Consider the following 15923-nt stretch of genomic DNA (forward strand, 5'->3'; position numbering starts at 1 on the left):
AACATGCCGGCTCCAATCGGATCGGTCCCCGCGCTCAGTGCCGCGTCGGCCACCATCTTTTCGATCGGTATTGCGTTTCTCGGCTACTGGGGAATGTATGAGCCGACCGGCTGGCGCGCAGCGGATGTCGTGGTGTTCATCCTCGCGCTGATCGGCTTCGGCTGCCTCGGGCTCGTGCCGTGGATGGCCACGACGCCGGTCGAGCCCGAAACCAGCGACGCGAGGATACGCATTGCGCGGCATCTCTTTCTCGCGGGCGTATCGGCGATCTGGCTCGCCGTGGCGGTTTCGGTGATCTTTTGAGCCGCGCACAAATAAGCGAAAAAACGCGCGCCTTACTGCAACACGGTGCAACAGGGCGCGCGCTTCATCCAGCCCGACAGCCTGCGTTCAGCGCTCGATCTGACGATTCCAGCGCGTGTCCCACTGCGCGCGGTGTGCGTTGATCGTGTCCCAATCCACTACCGTGACCTTGTGCACGAGGTCTTCCACGTTACCGAGGCTTTGCTGCATGGCGGGCGTCATCTTCGCGAGACGGTTGGTCGGAATCTGCTTGCCGGCTTCGGCGGCTTTGGTTTGCGCGGGCGCCGACAGCAGGAATTGCGCGAGCTTTTGCGCAAGCTGCGGATCGGGGTTGTTGTTGACCACGCACAGGTCGACGAGCAGCAGCACCGGACCTTCCTTCGGATTCACATAGCCGACCGGAATGCCCTTGTCGGCCAGATCGCCCACGGCAGTGGGCGTCAACGGAAAGAGCCCTGCTTCGCCGGTCTGCACCATTTCAGAAATCTTCGCCGAATTGGGCACGTATTCGACGACGTTCGGGCCCACCGTGCTCGCCCACTTCGTGAAGCCGGGCTCCACGTTCTGCTCGCTGCCGCCCATCAAACGGTTGATGGCGAGAAAGCCGTGCAGGCCGAACGTGCTGCTCGATGCCGACTGGAACACCACCTTGCCCTTGTACTTGGGATCGGCGAAATCCATCCACGAAGTGGGGGGCGCCCAGCCTTCCTCGGCGAACAGCTTCTTGTTGTATGCAATGCCGGTCATGCCGAGCTGCACGCCCGCGCCCATGTCGTCCTTCATGCGTGCAAACGGGTAGAGCTCCTTGAGCACCGGCGAGTCGTCGAGCTTCTTGCACACGCCCATGCTGACCGCGCGCGCCATCACGCCGTCGTCGAGAAACACCACGTGAATCTGCGGGTTTGCCTTGTTCGCGAGCAGCTTCGCGAGAATATCCGACGACGTGCCCGGCACCACTACCACTTTCACGTTGTTCGCTTTCTCGAACTCGGGCAGCACCTGGCTCGTGTAGGCCTTCTCCATCGGGCCGCCGTTCATGCCGATGTAAATCGTCCTGGTCTGCGACCAGGCCGGCGCGGCGGCGCCGAAGGCACACATGGCGGCGAGTGCCGCGATCGTCTTGAACAGTTTCATCGATGATCTCCTGTCTTCGTGAGTGTGGGTTTTGAGGTGTGTTTTTAAGCGACGGATGACGCAGCGACCTGCGCAAAGCGGCCAATCGAAAAAGCGTCGAGAGGCGTGGCCGTGGCGCCGTCGATGACGAGATCGGCGAGCACTTCGCCGACACCGGGCGCAAGCAGAAAGCCCCCGCCCGAAAAACCGAATGCATGGAGAAGCCGCGGCACGGCGCGGCTCGGGCCGATGATCGGATTGCTGTCGGGCGTCTCGCCCTCGACGCCGCTCCACGTGCGGATCAGCAACGCCTCGCGCAGCGCGGGCAGCAGCGCGCACGCGTCGCGCATCACGGCACGCGTGGTTTCCGTCGACGGCCGCCCGTACTCGCCGTCGCCGCTTCCGCGTCCGCCGCCGATCACGCAATTGCCGCGCGCCACTTGCCGTGCATAGATGCCGCCGCCATACACGCCCAGGTTGTGCGTGATGAAAAACGGCAGCGGCTCGGTGACCCACATGTTCGGGTAGATCGGCTTCATCGGCGCGCGTTCGCCGAAGTAACCGGCCACCGTGTTCGCCCACGCGCCGGCGGAATTGATGAGCCAGTCCGCGCTGATTTGCGTGCCGCCGGCGCGCATCTGAAAGCGCTTGCCGTCGTGATGAATGTCGCTGAGTTCGGTTTGCTCGTGCACTTGAGTGCCCGCGGCACGCGCGGCGCGCGCAAACGCGGGCGAGACGAGCCGCGGATTCGCATGACCGTCGCTGGCACACAGCGAGCCGCCGATAGCGGCCGTGCCGAGCCACGGGTAGCGCCGGCGAAACGGCTCGCCATGAAGCAGTTGCGCGTGCAGGCCGTATTCGCGCGCCATGTCGGCCCATTGCTGAAGCGCGGCGAGGTCGCCGTCGCTGCGTGCAAGGCGCAAATGTCCGGACACGGTGAATTCGCCGTCGATGCCGATCAGCTCGGGTAAGCGGTCCCAGATGCGCCGCGCGCGTAGGGCAAGCGGCATCTGCTCGACCGGGCGGCCCTGACAGCGCACGCCGCCGTAGTTCACGCCGCTCGCCTGCGCGCCGCAAAAACGCCGCTCGAACAGCCCCACGCGCAAGCCGCGCTTGGCAAGCGCCAATGCCGCCGACGATCCGACGAGCCCGCCGCCCGCAATCGCCACGTCGTAGTGCACGGTGTTACTCATCGCGCGCCTCCTCGGGAATCTCGGCGACATCCTCTGCATACAGCGCGGGCGAGAGCGGAATCGGCTTGACCGGCGGCTGGCTGCGCAGGCGGCCCACGGCTTCGAGCGGACGCCCGGTTTCCTCGGCGAGCAGATGCAAGGCCGCTTCGCCGCACATGCGGCCCTGGCAGCGTCCCATGCCCACGCGAGTGAGCGCCTTCAGGCGATTGATCTCGTTCGCTTCGCCGGCGCGGATGCAGCGCCGCAGCTCGCCCGCGTCGATTTCTTCGCAGCGGCACACGGTCATGTCGTCGGGCCATTGCGCGGCGCAGTGGGCGGGCGGCGCGAACGCGGTTTCTATGCCGGTGCGAAACACGGCGATACGCTGCAGGTCGCGCTCGAGCGATGCCGCGTGGGGCATGCGGGGCCCGCGCGGATGTCGGAGGCCGAGGTCGTCGAGCAAGGCCAGCGCGGTGCGACGCCCGGCGAGCTCCGCGGCGTCTGCGCCTGCAATGCCGGCGCCGTCGCCGGCCAGGTAGATGCCGTGCACGGAGCTGCGCCCGCCGGCGTCCAGTTCGGGCAGCCAGCAACGGTTGAGCGCGTCGAAGCGGAAGCGGCAACCCGCAAGATCCGCGAGCTGCGTTTCCGGCTTCAGGCCGAAGCTGATTCCGACTGCGTCGCATGCGATTGCTTCGGATGCCGAATCAGTATCTGACGCACGCCACTCGATGGACTGGACGTTTTCCGCGCCGCGAATGGCCACGAGCTTCACACCGCGCTCGATGCGTATGCCATGCGCCTTCAGCCAGCCGAGGTAGTAGAGGCCTTTTGCAAACGTCGACGGAATGCGCGCGAGTTTCGGCGCGGCGGCGACCTGCTGCGAGAAAGGGCTCGTGTCCAGCACGGCGGCGACGTGTGCGCCGGCTTTCGCATATTGATAGGCGACGAGATACAGCAGCGGCCCAGTTCCCGCGAGCACCACGCGATTGCCGATTGCGCAGCCTTGCGCCTTTAACGCAACCTGCGCGGCGCCCAGTGTGTAGACACCGGGCAGAGTCCAGCCGGGCAGCGGCAAAACGCGGTCGGTCGCGCCGCTTGCAATGATCAGATGCGAAAACGGCACGCCGGCTTCACGCCCGGCGGCAAGGGTATCGAGGCGACCCGCTTCGCAGGCCCAGGCGAGCGTGTCCGGGCGATAGTCGACGTGCGGCAGCAGCGCTGCCATCGTCGTGTGCAACGCGTCGGCCTTGCGCGCCTCGAAGCCGTACAGCGCTTTTTTCGAGCGCTGAAAACCGCAGTTCTCGGGCGGCTGGCGGTAAATCTGGCCGCCCCAGCGCGCGTTTTCGTCGATCACGATGGGGCGCAGGCCCGCGGCGACGAGCGTTTCGGCGGCCCGCACGCCGGCCGGTCCCGCGCCGACAATGACGATGCGGCGAGCGTCGCTCATGGCGCGTCTCCCTGAGCGGCGAGGCCCGCCACGCCGGCAACAGTAGCGTCGGCACGCGCGGCGCGGCTCTGCGTGAGCACACGCATGCCTTCCGTGACGAGCGTCGAGCACGCACGGATGCGCTGGCCGTCTTCGGTGCGCATCCAGCAGTCCTGGCACGCGCCGATCAGACAGAAGCCGGCACGCGGCGCACCGCTGAATTCGCTGTTGCGCACGCGGCGCTGTTGCATCAGCACGGCAGTCAGCAAGGTATCGCCTTGCAGCGCGGACGCTTCATTGCCGTCGATATAAAAGCGCAGCGGCGCGCGTCCCGTTTCGGCGATGCGCACGAATTGCGGCTCGCACGCGGGCTTTGAAGCTGGAGATGACGGCAAGTTCGACGGCATGAGGGCGTGAGCAGAAGAAGACATCAGTGCTGGCCGATCAGGATGCGGTTGAGTCCGTACACGCGGTCGAGCAACAGCATCGCGCCTGCTGTAATGAAGATCACGAGCGCGGACACGGAGGCCATCATCGGGTCGATGGATTCGGTTGCGTACATGTACATGCGCACCGGCAGCGTGACCGTTTGCGGCGAGGTCACGAAAATCGACATCGTCAGTTCATCGAAGCTGTTGATGAACGCGAGCAGCCAGCCGCCTGTGATGCCGGGCAGGATCATCGGCAAGGTAATGCGGCGGAAGGTCGTCCACGCGTCCGCGCCGAGCGAGTGCGCCGCATGTTCGACGCTGCGGTCGAGGCCGCTGACCGAGGCCAGCACGAGCCGCATGACGAACGGCGTGATGATGATCATGTGCGCGACGATCAGCCAGGTGAACGAGCCGGTGGCGCCGATCAGCGCGAAAAAACGCAGCAGCGCGATGCCGAGCACGAGGCCGGGAATCACGAGCGGCGAGAGCAGCAGGCCGTTCAGGAAAGCGCGGCCCGGAAAGCGCGCGCGGCCGATGGCAAGTGCGGCGGGCAGCGCGACGATTAGCGAAAGCGTCGCGGATGCAAACGCAAGCTTGAGGCTGTTGAAGAATGCCGCGATGAAATCGGGGTAATTGAGGATCGCCCGGAACCAGCGCAGCGACACGCCGTGCGTCGGCAACGTGAGCGTTTCGTCGGGCGTGAATGCGACCAGCACGACGATCACGAGCGGCGCGAGCACGAACGCAATGACGAGCGCGTGGAAGATCAGCGCAATAGGACCGTTCTTTCTCATGATGTGTGTGCGCGAAGCCGTTGTATCAACCCAGACTTCTGGCGTACCTGCGCTCCAGAACCCGGTAGTAGGTGAGCATCACGATCAGATTCGCAAGCAGCAGCAAAAGCGCGATCGTCGCGCCGAGCGGCCAGTTCAGCGAGCCGAGGAATTCGTCGTAGACAGCGGTCGCGGCGACTTTCAGGCGCCGTCCGCCGAGCAGGCCGGGAATCGCAAATGCGCTTGCCGACAGGCCGAACACCATCAGGCTGCCCGACAGAATGCCCGGCGTGAGTTGCGGCAGCACGATGCGGCGCAGCATCGTCGCGGGCGAGGCCATTAACGAAAGGGCGGCGTTTTCCGTTTGCGGATCGAGCTTTTGCAACGCCGTCCAGACGGGAATCACCATGAAGGGCAGCATGACGTGCACGAGGGCGATCACAATCGCGAAGGTGGTGTACTCGAGCTTGTACGGGCCGAGGCCGACCAGTGCGAAGGCCTGATTCACGAGCCCATTGCTATTTAGCAGCATGCTCCAGCCGAACGCGCGGACCACGACGGACACGAGCAGCGGCGCGAGAATCACGAGCAGAAACATCGAGCGGTAAGGATCGCGCATGCGCGACAGTACGTAAGCCTCCGGCGTGCCGATGACGACGCACAGCAGCGTGACGACAAATGCAATGCCGAAGGTGCGCAAAAAGATGGTGTGGAAATACGAAGAGCCGAGCACTTCCACGTAATTGCCGAGCTGGAACGCGGCGAGCGGGCCGCTTGCCGGGTCGAAGCGATAGAAGCTCAGCACCAGAGTCATCAGAAGCGGCACCAGCACCAGCGCGACGAACAGCAGAAACGCGGGCAGGCACATCAGCCAGAGCGGTACGAATGCACGCCATGGCGCGCGCCGCGCGCTTGCCGAATCCGCGTTGCCGTTTTCCGTGGCGGGCAGCGTGCTATCCATGATGCGCGTCCCGTTGAATGAAGCGGATTGCCTCGCTGTTCCAGTCGACGCCCACGGCGGCACCTTCCGGCAACGGCTCGTTGCCTTCGTTCTGGCAACACACGAGCACTTCGCCGAGCCGGCTGTCGAGGCGATACAACCACTGGCTGCCGAGGAAGAAGCGGCTCGTCACGGTGGCGGGCACGCGTCCCGCGTCCGGCGCGCACAGGCGCAGTTTTTCGGGGCGGATACACAACGTGACGGCGTCCCCGACGCCGGGCACGCGCTCGCGCGTCGGCAGTTGCGCGGTGCGGCCGGTTTCGCACAGATCGTGTCCGAGGTCGACGCGGATCGCGTCGCCGTCGCGCGCGATCACTGTGCCGGGCAGCATGTTCGCCTTGCCGATGAACTGGGAGACGAAGCGGTTCTCGGGCCGCTCATAAGCTTGATACGGCGTGTCGATCTGCGTGATGCGGCCCGCTTCCATCACGACGACGCGGTCGCTGATCGACAGCGCTTCGGACTGGTCGTGCGTGACCATGATGGTCGTCGTGCCGATCTTGCGCTGAATGCCGCGCAGCTCGAACTGCATGTCCTCGCGCAGCTTCGCGTCGAGGTTCGACATGGGTTCGTCGAGCAGCAGCATCGGCGGCGCGATCACGATGGCGCGCGCAATCGCGACGCGCTGCCGCTGACCGCCCGACAGTTCGCGCGGAAATCGATGCGCGAGCTGATCGAGACGCACAAGCGACAGCGCTTCGCGCACGCGTTCCTTGCGCTCCGCCTTGTCGACGTTGCGCATTTCGAGCCCGAAACCGACGTTGTCGGCCACGCTCATATGCGGAAACAGCGCGTAGCTCTGAAACACCACGCCGAGGCCGCGCTTGTTCGGCTTCATGTGCGTGATGTCGCGGCCGTCGAGCGTGATGCGCCCGCGCGTCGTTTCGAGGAAGCCGGCGATCATCTGCAGCGTGGTCGTCTTGCCGCAACCGGACGGCCCGAGCAGCGAGACGAACTCGCCTTTTTCCACCGACAGGTTGACGTCCGCGACGGCCTGCAGCTCGCCGAACGATTTGGCGACGTCTGTGAGTGTGAGGAACGACATGGTGTGGCCTTTGTATGCCTCGATGGAGCCGACTCTAGCTAGCCAAATTAAGAGACGTCAATTGCAAGTTCCGATTGCCGGTAGAAGTTTTGAAAAAATTCCATTTAACGGAATGCCGTACGCCCGGCGATGCCGAATCGTTCCGCTCCGTGTCCTCCGGACAATCCCTATCCGCCGACGCAAACGTCGCACGCACGCTGAATCTCGTGCATGATTCACCAATCGGACAAAATTCCTTATAGTGTTCCGGTCAATGGAATAAATGCGACTCCGAACGATGAATGCTGCCGCCAAACGAGATACCGACAGCGACGCTGCCGAAGCCGGTTCCACGCCCGGCACCGGAATGCTGGAACGCGCCTTCGCCGTGATCCGCGCGTTAGCCGAAACGCAATCCGACGGCAGCCGCGTTACGCGTCTGGCGAAGGCAGTCGGCCTGACGCAGGGCACGGTGCATCGCATCCTGCATGCGCTGATTGCCGAGGGCATTGTTGAACAGGACGAGAATTCGAAGCTTTACCGGCTGAGCGTGAATTTCTTCGCGCTCGCGGCGCAGGCGGGCAATCCGAGCGGCATGCGCACGCTATGCCGTCCGGCGTTGCTGAGACTTTGCGCGAGCCTCGGCGATACGATTTTTCTGCTCGTCAAGAGCAGTTTCGACGCAGTGTGTCTCGACATCTGCGAAGGGCCGTTTCCGATTCGCTCGTTCACGGGCGATATTGGCGGACGCGTCGCACTCGGCGTGGGGCAGGGGAGTCTCGCGATTCTCGCGTTCCTGCCCGAGGCCGAGCGAGAAGAGATCATTCGCTTTAATGTGCCGCGTATTCGCGGCTATGGCGTGCTCGACGAAGTGTATTTGCGCACGGAGATAGAACGCGTGCGGCAGTTGGGTTACGCGGGCCGCAATAGCGGCGTGCTCGACGGCATGGCCGGTGTGGCCGTGCCGATTCTCGACCGCACCGGCGTGGCGGTGGCCGCATTGAGCGTCGGCACGCTGGCTGCGCGTTTGAGCGACGACCGCTTGCCGATGGTGGTGGAACTGCTGCGTCGTCAGGCCGAGGCGATCGGCCCGCAAACCAATCCGTTCGATGTCGCGTTGCGCCGGCCCATGCACGGCCTGTCGCGCGCAATGACGAGCGTGCGCATTCCCGGTTCCGAGCAGGAATAGAGCGCTGCACGCAGCACCGGCGAGGCCGGCGTCACGCGCGGATATGCGCGACGTAACGCCTTCCCGTCTTCTTGCGGCGCGCGCGGCGCTCAGAACACTTTCACCGGCACATTCACGACCAGACGGTATTCCATGTTGTTGCCGTCCGAGTAGTAAGCGCTGCCGTTGTGCCACATGGCGATGAACGTGACCTTCGTGTCCTTGAAGCGGCCGCTTTGCAGCGTGTAGCTCGGAATGAAGCCGAACTCGTGATGATGGCCGTGCACGGGCTGGCCGTTCTTCCAGTACAGATCGTGCAGCGCGGCGCTCGGCGACGCATTCTCCGCAGCGCCCGCCGATGCATCGGCGCCCCAGCCGTACGCGCCCCACAACATCGCCTTGAGTCCGGGCACGCCCGCGTATTTTCCGTCGAACGTATAGCGCAATTGCAGCGATTGCTCGTGCGGCGCGTTGTAGTCGACGTCCATCGAGTTGGTGAGATAGATGCCGTTGGTCTCGTTCACGTAGTCGAAGAACTGGTCGCCGAGCACCTGCTGATAGCCGAGCAGCAGCGCGTGCGGCCCGTGTTGCGCGGACACGGAGAGGCTATACGCATTGCTGTTGATGTGCCCTTGGCGCGACGCGCCGGTGTCGTGCGTCGAGTAGATGTTGGCGAGCCCGCTCCACTTGATCGTGGTCGGATCGCCGAACGACTGCGAGACCGAACCGTAGTATTGACGCCAGACATCGTCCGCCTGGTCGACGTAAAGCGACATCTCGCCGTTCTTCGCATAGTGCCAGGTGCCGCCCAGATACGTCAGCCGGTCGATGCGCGTGCCGCCGTACGAGGTGGTCAGATTGGTGAGGTTCGTGTGGCCGCGTGCGTCGACCTTGGTGAAGCTGCCGGCCTCGAGCGTGGTGTGAACCAGATCGTTGCTGACGACGGAGACGCCGAGGAAAGTGGGCGGCAACGCGCGGTTGTCGTGCGGCTCGAGAAACGGATTCGTCACGTCCTGCAGGCCGTATTTGACGACCGTTTCCGAAATGCGTCCCTTGATGTCGTACATGCCCGGGTACGCCCACGCGAGCTGCTGCGAGCCGCCGCCGCTTTTGCCGACGTGCACCATGTTGCCCGCGCCGTTGCCGCCGTCGAGCTTGAATGCGCCGAATAGCGACGCATCCACGCCGAAGCCGACGAGCCCTTGCGTGAAGCCCGATTCATAGTTGACCTGAGCACCTTGCACCCACGCATGGCGGTAGAGGTTGGGCGGCGCCTGGAAGTAATCCGCGTAATTGCGCAATTGCAGATTCAAATGGCTATCCGCGATAAAGCCCTTGCTCGCGGCCTGGCTCGAAGGCGGCTCGGGCGGCGTAACGGTTTGAGAAGCTTCCGCGTTGACGAGGGCGTTCGTCGTATCCGGCTGATCGTTGCGGATCTGCCCGCCCTGATCCGCGCGGCGCTTGTTCGCAGGTTGAGCCTGCGACACCTGCGCAGGCGACGACAACGCTTGTGCGGCGGGCGCGGCGTTGCTCGCTTCGGGCGCGGGCGGCGTCACGCTGTCGTCGGCGTAGGCGTTCGCGGCGATAGCCAGCGCGGGAACGGTGAAGGCACAGCAGATCGCGGCAGTGACTCCGGACTTTTTCGACCGGGTTCGTGGTGTGTTGTTTTTCATTAAAGGATGTCTCGGCAATGGTGATGAAACTTCGGCCGGCGGTTAGCCAGTCCACGCTAATCGCCCGTCTTGCGGATTGCAGGACGAGCGAATCCAACGGCGCGGCGAGACCGCCGCGCCGGAGAATCGGGTCGTTAGGGTTGTGCTTGTACTTCGGTTAAAGGCGGCTGGCGTTAGCCGTCGCCGACACGAATGCAGGCCACCCGCGTCGCGTTCGAGCCGTGCGTGACAGGCGGCGGAATCTGTGCCGCACAGGCGTCGAGCGCATCGGGGCAGCGCGTGCGAAATGCGCAGCCCGAAGGCGGATTCAGCGGCGATGCAATCTCGCCGCGCAACAGCAGATGGCGCCGCGCGCGCTCTATTGCCGGATCGGGCACCGGCACGGCGGAGAGCAACGCGCGCGTGTACGGATGACGCGGCGTGCCGTACACATCGCGCTTGTCGCCGAATTCCATGACGCGACCGAGATACATGACGAGCACGCGGTGACTGATGGCCTTGACGACCGCGAGGTCGTGCGCGACGAAAATGAGCGAAAGCGATAACTCGCGCTGCAGATCGCGCAGCAGGTTGACGATCTGCGCCTGGATCGACACATCCAGCGCGGATACCGGTTCGTCGCAAATCACGAGTTGCGGTTCGCCGATCAACGCGCGCGCAATGCCGACGCGCTGACATTGACCACCGGAAAACTCATGCGGATAGCGGCGCATATGCTGCGCGTTCAGACCGACGCGCTCCAGCATCGTCAGCACCCGGCGCTGCATGTCGGCACGCGCAAGCTGTCTGCCGTGCGCAACGAGCGGCTCAGCGACAATCTGTTCGATCGTCATGCGCGGATCGAGCGACGCTAGCGGGTCCTGGAAAATCATCTGCACGTCGCGGCGCAGGCGGCTCGTGTCGCGACGCCCCGCAGGCAACACCGTCTCGTTGCCGAGCCAGCGCACGCTGCCGCTGGCGACGGGCGCGAGTCCGATGATCGCGCGCGCGAGTGTCGACTTGCCGCAGCCCGATTCGCCGACAAGCCCCACTGTCTCGCCGCGCCGCACGCTGAACGAGACGCCGTCCACGGCGCGCAGTGTCGCCTTGCCCGACCACGGGTAGCCGCCGCGCGGCACGCCGAATTGCACCTTGAGCTGTTCGACCGAGAGCAGGGTGGTCGCTTCGTTGCTTGCAACGGATGTCGCGTTCATACGTGTTGTGCCTCCAGGATGTCGGCCGCCGGACGATGGCAGGCGCGCCGCGCCCGCGGGTCGTTCGCCGTTGCAACGAGCACGGGACGCGACTCGCGGCATGCGTCGCTGCAATACGTGCAGCGCGGCGCGAACGCGCAGCCCGCGCCCGCTTCGCCGGGCAGGGGCGGGTTGCCGGGAATGGTTTGCAGGGGGCGTTCGTCGTCGCTGTCGTCGGTGAGGCGCGGCAGCGCGTTGAGCAGCCCGCGCGTGTACGGATGCGTCGGCGCGGCAAAGAGCGTGGCGGCGCTCGCCTGCTCGACGGTCTGGCCGGCGTACATCACCATCACGTCGTCGCATAGACCGGCAACGACGCCCATGTCGTGCGTGATCAGAATGATCGCGGTGCCGCGCTCGCGATTCAGCTCGCGCAGCAACTCGATGATCTGCGCCTGCACGGTGACGTCGAGCGCGGTGGTGGGTTCGTCGGCGATCAGCATTTCGGGCTCCGACAGCAACGCCATGGCGATCATCACGCGTTGCCGCATGCCGCCGGAGAACTCGTGCGGATACATGCCGATGCGGCGCGCGGCATCGGGAATGCGCACCGACTCCAGCGCTTCGATCGCCCGGCGGCGCGCCTCGCGCCGCGACATCTTGCGATGCAGTTGCAGCGTTTCTGTCATTTGCCGCTCGATCGTCAGGAACGGATTGAGCGAGGTCATCGGGTCCTGAAAAATCATGCCGATGCGGTCGCCGCGAATCCTGTTGAGCGCGGCTTCATTCATGGCGAGCAGATTGTCGCCGCGATAGAGCGCTTCGCCCGATACCTGGCCGTTGCCCGCGAGCAGACCGAGGAGCGCCATCACCGTCTGGCTCTTTCCCGAACCCGATTCGCCGACAATGCCGAGGGTGCGGCCTGCTTCGAGCGAAAACGATACGCGTTGCACCGCGTCGACGGGCGCGCCTTCGCGGCGCGTAAAGCGCACGCTGAGATCTTTGACTTCGAGTAGCGGCATGTCAGCGGTCCTTGGGATCGAATGCGTCGCGCAGACCGTCGCCGACGAAATTCACGCAGTAGAGCGTGACGCACAACATCAGAGCCGGGCAGAGCAGCAGCCACGGCATGGACTCGAGCTTCTGCGCGCCGTCCTGAATCAGCACGCCCCAGCTGGTCATGGGTTCCTGCACGCCGAGGCCGAGGAACGACAGCACGGATTCAGTGAGCACGATGTTCGGCACGGTCACGCTCGCGTACACGACCACGACGCCGAACAGGTTCGGCACGATATGACGCGCGATGATCGAGCGCGAACTCACGCCGATGGCTTTGGCGGCGTCGATGAATTCGCGCGAACGCAGCGACAGCGTCTGGCCGCGCACCACCCGCGCCATGTCGAGCCACGAGAACGCGCTGATGGTGAGCACGACGAGATAGAACGCGCGGCCGAACAGCGTCATCATCAGAATGGCGATCAGCATGTAGGGAATCGCGTACATCATGTCGACGATGCGCATCATCACCGCATCGACGCGACCGCCGAGATAACCGGCGGTTGCGCCATACGCGACGCCGATCAGCCCGGACACGAGCGTGCCGAGCAGTCCGACTTCGAGCGACACGCGCCCGCCTTGCAGCGTGCGCGCGAGCAGGTCGCGGCCGAGTTCGTCGGTGCCGAACCAGTGCATGTTTTGCCATGTCGGCGGCAGGCTGATTGCGGACCAGTCGCTGTCGATCGGAGCATTGGGCAGAAGCCAGGGCCCGGCGACGCAGGCGAGCACGATCAGCAACAGCACGACGCTGCTGACGAACGCCGCGCGGTTGCGAACGAAGCGCGCGGCGGCGCGGGCAAGCGGGCCGCGCGAGCGCGCAGCGCCGGTCATGGCGGCGAGCGGGTCGCGCGCCGCGGCAGTCGATTGAAGAGAGCGGGCCATGATCAGTACCGGATGCGCGGGTCGAGCCACGCATAGGCGAGGTCGACCAGCAGGTTGAAGAGCACGGCGGCGGCGGTGGTCAGCACGACGAGGCCGAGCACGAGCGTGTAGTCGCGATTGATCGCGCCGTTCACCACCAGTTGCCCGAGGCCCGGCAGCGCAAAAACCGACTCGGTCACGACAGCCGCGGTGATCGACGAAATGCAAAGCGAGCCGAGCAGCGAGACGACGGGCATGAGCGCCGGCTTGAGGGCGTGACGCAAGACGATCGTGCGGCCCGGCAAGCCCTTGGCGCGCGCGGTGCGGATGAAGTTGCCGGACAGCACTTCGATCATGCTGCCGCGCATGACACGCGCAATCGCCGCGACGTTGATGAAGGTGATCAGCACGATCGGCAGCACGCGGTAGCGCCATTCGCCTTCGCCCCAGCCGCCGGCCGGCAGCCAGCCCTGGCCCTCGGAGGTTTTCAGCAGGATCGCGAAGATCCAGACGAGCACGGGCCCGAGCACGAAAGGCGGCACCACGTTGCCGATATTGCCGAGCACCATCACCGCGTGATCGACGAAACGGTCGCGGCGCACGGCGGCGAGCGTGCCGAGCGCGACGCCGATCACGACGGCGATCGGCACCGACCCGCCGCCGACTCCGAGGCTCACCGGCAACGCTTTCCAGACGAGGTCGTTGACCGACCAGTCGGCGTAGCGGAACGACGGCCCGAGATCGCCGCGCAGCAGCGAGCCGAGGTAGTGGAGATACTGCAGCCACAGCGGTTCGTCGAGGTGATACTTCGCGTTCAGGTTCGCGAGCACGGCCGCCGACAGTTGCCGCTCGGTGTCGAACGGGCCGCCCGGCGTGAGATGCAGCAGCAGATAGCACGCGGTGATCACGGCGAGAATCGTCGGGATCGCCCACAGCGTGCGGCGCAGCGTATAGGCCAGCATGTCGGTGCTCCGCGCTTAGTGCTTGATCAGGTACATGTCCTGCGTGGCACGCTGGTCGACGTAGTTGGTCGACGTGTAGCCGCCCACGTACGGTTTGACGAGCCGCACCGCCGAGTACTGGAAGAGCGGCACCATCGGGTAGTCGTTCATCGCCATGGTGTGTGCCTCGGTGAGGAGCGCGGTGCGTTTGGCGTCGTCGAGCTGCTGGTTGGCTTCGTCGACGATCTTGTCCACTTGAGGATTGCAGTAGCGCTGATCGTTCTGCACGCTGTTGCAGCGGATCAGGTCGAAATACGACATGGCGTCGTTATAGTCGACGAACCAGCCGTCGCGCGACGCCTGCACCTTGCCGTCGTGGCGCTGCTTGAGCAGCACCTTGTATTCGACGTTTTCGAGCTTCGCGTTGACGCCGAGTCTCGTGCGCCATTCGGATGTTGCAAAGAGCGCAACCTTCTTGTGCAGATCGTTCGTGTTGTAGGTGAGCGTGAACGTGAGCGGCTTTGCGTCGGAATAACCGGCGCTTTTCAGCAGATTGCGCGCGTACTCCACGCGCTTTTCCATCGGCCAGCTTGCCCAGTCGGGCTTGAATACGGCCGCGCCTTGTGTGCCCTTGGAGATGAGGCCGTACATGGGCAGCTCGCCGTCGGCGGTCAGGCGCTGCGTGAGCAGATCGCGGTCGAGCACCATGGAAAGCGCCTGACGCACGCGCTTGTCCTTGAACAGCGGATCTTCGTTGTTCAGGCTGTAGTAGTAAGTGGCGATCTGCAGGCCGGTTTTCAGCTCGGCGCCGAACTGCTTGCTCACCTGCGCGTAGATGCCGGACGGAATCGAATAGGTGTAGTCGAACTGGCCGGCCTGATACATGCGCATGGCCGTTTCGTCGTTTTCAATCGGCAGATAGGTCACTTTCGTAATCACGACCTTGCTCGCGTTCCAGTACGTCTTGCTCTTCGTGCCGACGAGCCGGTTGCCCGGCTGCCAGTCGGCGAGCGTATACGGGCCGTTGCCGACGAAGTTGCCCGGCCGCGTCCAGTCGCCGCCGAATTTCGTCACGACGTCGCGGTTGACCGGGGCCATAGTCGTCATGGCGACGAGTTGCGGGAAAAAGGCAGCGGGCACCTCCGTGGTGACTTCGAGCGTGTACGGGTCGGCGGCGCGCACGCCCAGGCTCGAGAGCGGCGCCTTGCCGGCGAGAATCGCCTTGGCGTTCTTCACGAATTCGACGAGCACGGTGTACTTGGAGCCGGTTTTCGGATCGAGCACGCGCTGCCATGCGTACACGAAATCGTTTGCGGTGACGGGCTGCCCATTGCTCCAGCGGGCATCATGGCGCAGCTTGAACACCCATGTGTCGGGGCCGGTGCGCGTCCACGATTGCGCGACGCCGGGCACGATCGCGCCGGCGGCGTCGATGCGCGTGAGGCCCTCGAAGAGGTCGAGCGCGATCGTATTGCCGGTCCAGGATTCGATGTGCGCCGGGTCGAGCGACTCGGTTTCCCCCGGCACCTGCCGGGTTATTTCCTGGCTGGCCGCGAGCGCGACGCCGGCCGGCACGGTGACGGCAAAAGCGGAAGGTGCAAAGGACGAGGTAAAGCTGAGGACGAGCGCACTCAGCGCCGTCGCGTAGGCAAACGGGGTTTTCATCGGTTCAGATCGCAGGAAAGGTCGAGAGAAGAAAGCGCCGGCGTCAATGCGCCTGGCTATCTGCTTTGTTCGGGCCGGGGCGGCCCTTGTTGTTTGTCCAACATGCAGGAATCCTTACATTTAGTAATGCAGGCTGTCCTGCCGGATG

General features: G+C 64.7%; 15 protein-coding genes. 2 read left to right on the plus strand and 13 right to left on the minus strand.

From position 1 onward, the window contains the following. Positions 1-3 precede the first annotated feature (3 nt). On the plus strand, positions 4-303 hold the full coding sequence (locus HV711_RS01115) for a hypothetical protein (RefSeq protein ID WP_013590722.1): 300 nt from the start codon (positions 4-6) through the stop codon (positions 301-303). Positions 304-390: 87 nt separating this feature from the next. On the opposite strand, the gene HV711_RS01120 is transcribed toward HV711_RS01115, so the two are convergent. The 7 genes from HV711_RS01120 to HV711_RS01150 are packed head-to-tail and all read right to left on the minus strand — an operon-like array spanning position 391 to position 7263. Further along, positions 391-1437 (minus strand): ABC transporter substrate-binding protein, encoded by a 1047-nt coding sequence (locus HV711_RS01120; protein ID WP_035476410.1) that lies wholly within the window; start codon positions 1435-1437, stop codon positions 391-393. 44 nt (positions 1438-1481) lie between these two features. Then, on the minus strand, positions 1482-2609 hold the full coding sequence (locus tag HV711_RS01125; RefSeq protein ID WP_035476408.1) for an NAD(P)/FAD-dependent oxidoreductase: 1128 nt from the start codon (positions 2607-2609) through the stop codon (positions 1482-1484). Next, the gene (locus HV711_RS01130; RefSeq protein ID WP_035476406.1) at positions 2602-4035 is read right to left on the minus strand and encodes an FAD/NAD(P)-dependent oxidoreductase; all 1434 of its coding nucleotides are present in this window, start codon (positions 4033-4035) and stop codon (positions 2602-2604) included. The genes HV711_RS01125 and HV711_RS01130 overlap by 8 nt, the downstream gene beginning before the upstream one ends. Continuing rightward, positions 4032-4421, minus strand: a complete 390-nt coding sequence (locus HV711_RS01135; RefSeq protein WP_035476404.1) for a (2Fe-2S)-binding protein — start codon at positions 4419-4421, stop codon at positions 4032-4034. The genes HV711_RS01130 and HV711_RS01135 overlap by 4 nt, the downstream gene beginning before the upstream one ends. 23 nt (positions 4422-4444) lie before the next feature. Further along, positions 4445-5239 carry an ABC transporter permease gene (locus tag HV711_RS01140; RefSeq protein WP_035476403.1) on the minus strand — a complete coding sequence of 265 codons (795 nt, stop codon included), beginning with the start codon at positions 5237-5239 and terminating at the stop codon, positions 4445-4447. Between the two features lie 25 nt (positions 5240-5264). Then, positions 5265-6179, minus strand: a complete 915-nt coding sequence (locus HV711_RS01145) for an ABC transporter permease (protein ID WP_028360682.1) — start codon at positions 6177-6179, stop codon at positions 5265-5267. Then, a complete protein-coding gene (locus tag HV711_RS01150; protein WP_035476400.1) occupies positions 6172-7263 on the minus strand; it encodes an ABC transporter ATP-binding protein in 1092 nt (363 codons plus the stop codon). The genes HV711_RS01145 and HV711_RS01150 overlap by 8 nt, the downstream gene beginning before the upstream one ends. A gap of 277 nt (positions 7264-7540) precedes the next feature. Here HV711_RS01150 and HV711_RS01155 point away from each other — a divergent pair, with 277 nt between their 5' ends. Then, complete coding sequence (locus tag HV711_RS01155) at positions 7541-8431, plus strand: IclR family transcriptional regulator (protein WP_013590714.1); 891 nt, start codon at positions 7541-7543, stop codon at positions 8429-8431. 89 nt (positions 8432-8520) lie between these two features. On the opposite strand, the gene HV711_RS01160 is transcribed toward HV711_RS01155, so the two are convergent. The 6 genes from HV711_RS01160 to HV711_RS01185 all read right to left on the minus strand — a co-directional run bounded on the left by HV711_RS01160 (position 8521) and on the right by HV711_RS01185 (position 15775). Beyond that, positions 8521-10083, minus strand: coding sequence for an OprD family outer membrane porin (locus HV711_RS01160; RefSeq protein ID WP_013590713.1), 1563 nt, complete (start codon positions 10081-10083; stop codon positions 8521-8523). 173 nt (positions 10084-10256) lie between these two features. Continuing rightward, complete coding sequence (locus HV711_RS01165) at positions 10257-11276, minus strand: ABC transporter ATP-binding protein (RefSeq protein ID WP_013590712.1); 1020 nt, start codon at positions 11274-11276, stop codon at positions 10257-10259. Further along, positions 11273-12274: an ABC transporter ATP-binding protein gene (locus HV711_RS01170; protein WP_035476398.1), complete on the minus strand. Its 1002-nt coding sequence runs from the start codon at positions 12272-12274 to the stop codon at positions 11273-11275. Before HV711_RS01170 ends, HV711_RS01165 begins: the two co-directional genes overlap by 4 nt. A 1-nt stretch (position 12275) precedes the next feature. After that, complete coding sequence (locus HV711_RS01175) at positions 12276-13139, minus strand: ABC transporter permease (protein WP_013590710.1); 864 nt, start codon at positions 13137-13139, stop codon at positions 12276-12278. 53 nt (positions 13140-13192) lie between these two features. Next, the gene (locus HV711_RS01180; protein WP_035476395.1) at positions 13193-14131 is read right to left on the minus strand and encodes an ABC transporter permease subunit; all 939 of its coding nucleotides are present in this window, start codon (positions 14129-14131) and stop codon (positions 13193-13195) included. Positions 14132-14146: 15 nt separating this feature from the next. Continuing rightward, positions 14147-15775, minus strand: coding sequence for a peptide ABC transporter substrate-binding protein (locus HV711_RS01185; RefSeq protein ID WP_035476392.1), 1629 nt, complete (start codon positions 15773-15775; stop codon positions 14147-14149). Positions 15776-15923 lie beyond the last annotated feature (148 nt).

The sequence above is a fragment of the Paraburkholderia phenoliruptrix genome, from assembly GCF_902859825.1.
Taxonomy (GTDB): Bacteria; Pseudomonadota; Gammaproteobacteria; order Burkholderiales; family Burkholderiaceae; genus Paraburkholderia; species Paraburkholderia phenoliruptrix.

Excerpts from the sequence above, each read along its gene's own strand:
- HV711_RS01175 (WP_013590710.1), bottom strand. The coding sequence starts at position 13,139 with ATGACCGGCGCTGCGCGCTCGCGCGGCCCGCTTGCCCGCGCCGCCGCG.
- HV711_RS01155 (WP_013590714.1), top strand. The coding sequence starts at position 7,541 with ATGAATGCTGCCGCCAAACGAGATACCGACAGCGACGCTGCCGAAGCC.
- HV711_RS01170 (WP_035476398.1), bottom strand. The coding sequence starts at position 12,274 with ATGCCGCTACTCGAAGTCAAAGATCTCAGCGTGCGCTTTACGCGCCGC.
- HV711_RS01180 (WP_035476395.1), bottom strand. The coding sequence starts at position 14,131 with ATGCTGGCCTATACGCTGCGCCGCACGCTGTGGGCGATCCCGACGATT.
- HV711_RS01125 (WP_035476408.1), bottom strand. The coding sequence starts at position 2,609 with ATGAGTAACACCGTGCACTACGACGTGGCGATTGCGGGCGGCGGGCTC.
- HV711_RS01165 (WP_013590712.1), bottom strand. The coding sequence starts at position 11,276 with ATGAACGCGACATCCGTTGCAAGCAACGAAGCGACCACCCTGCTCTCG.
- HV711_RS01115 (WP_013590722.1), top strand. The coding sequence starts at position 4 with ATGCCGGCTCCAATCGGATCGGTCCCCGCGCTCAGTGCCGCGTCGGCC.
- HV711_RS01135 (WP_035476404.1), bottom strand. The coding sequence starts at position 4,421 with ATGCCGTCGAACTTGCCGTCATCTCCAGCTTCAAAGCCCGCGTGCGAG.
- HV711_RS01150 (WP_035476400.1), bottom strand. The coding sequence starts at position 7,263 with ATGTCGTTCCTCACACTCACAGACGTCGCCAAATCGTTCGGCGAGCTG.
- HV711_RS01145 (WP_028360682.1), bottom strand. The coding sequence starts at position 6,179 with ATGGATAGCACGCTGCCCGCCACGGAAAACGGCAACGCGGATTCGGCA.
- HV711_RS01185 (WP_035476392.1), bottom strand. The coding sequence starts at position 15,775 with ATGAAAACCCCGTTTGCCTACGCGACGGCGCTGAGTGCGCTCGTCCTC.
- HV711_RS01120 (WP_035476410.1), bottom strand. The coding sequence starts at position 1,437 with ATGAAACTGTTCAAGACGATCGCGGCACTCGCCGCCATGTGTGCCTTC.
- HV711_RS01130 (WP_035476406.1), bottom strand. The coding sequence starts at position 4,035 with ATGAGCGACGCTCGCCGCATCGTCATTGTCGGCGCGGGACCGGCCGGC.
- HV711_RS01160 (WP_013590713.1), bottom strand. The coding sequence starts at position 10,083 with ATGAAAAACAACACACCACGAACCCGGTCGAAAAAGTCCGGAGTCACT.
- HV711_RS01140 (WP_035476403.1), bottom strand. The coding sequence starts at position 5,239 with ATGAGAAAGAACGGTCCTATTGCGCTGATCTTCCACGCGCTCGTCATT.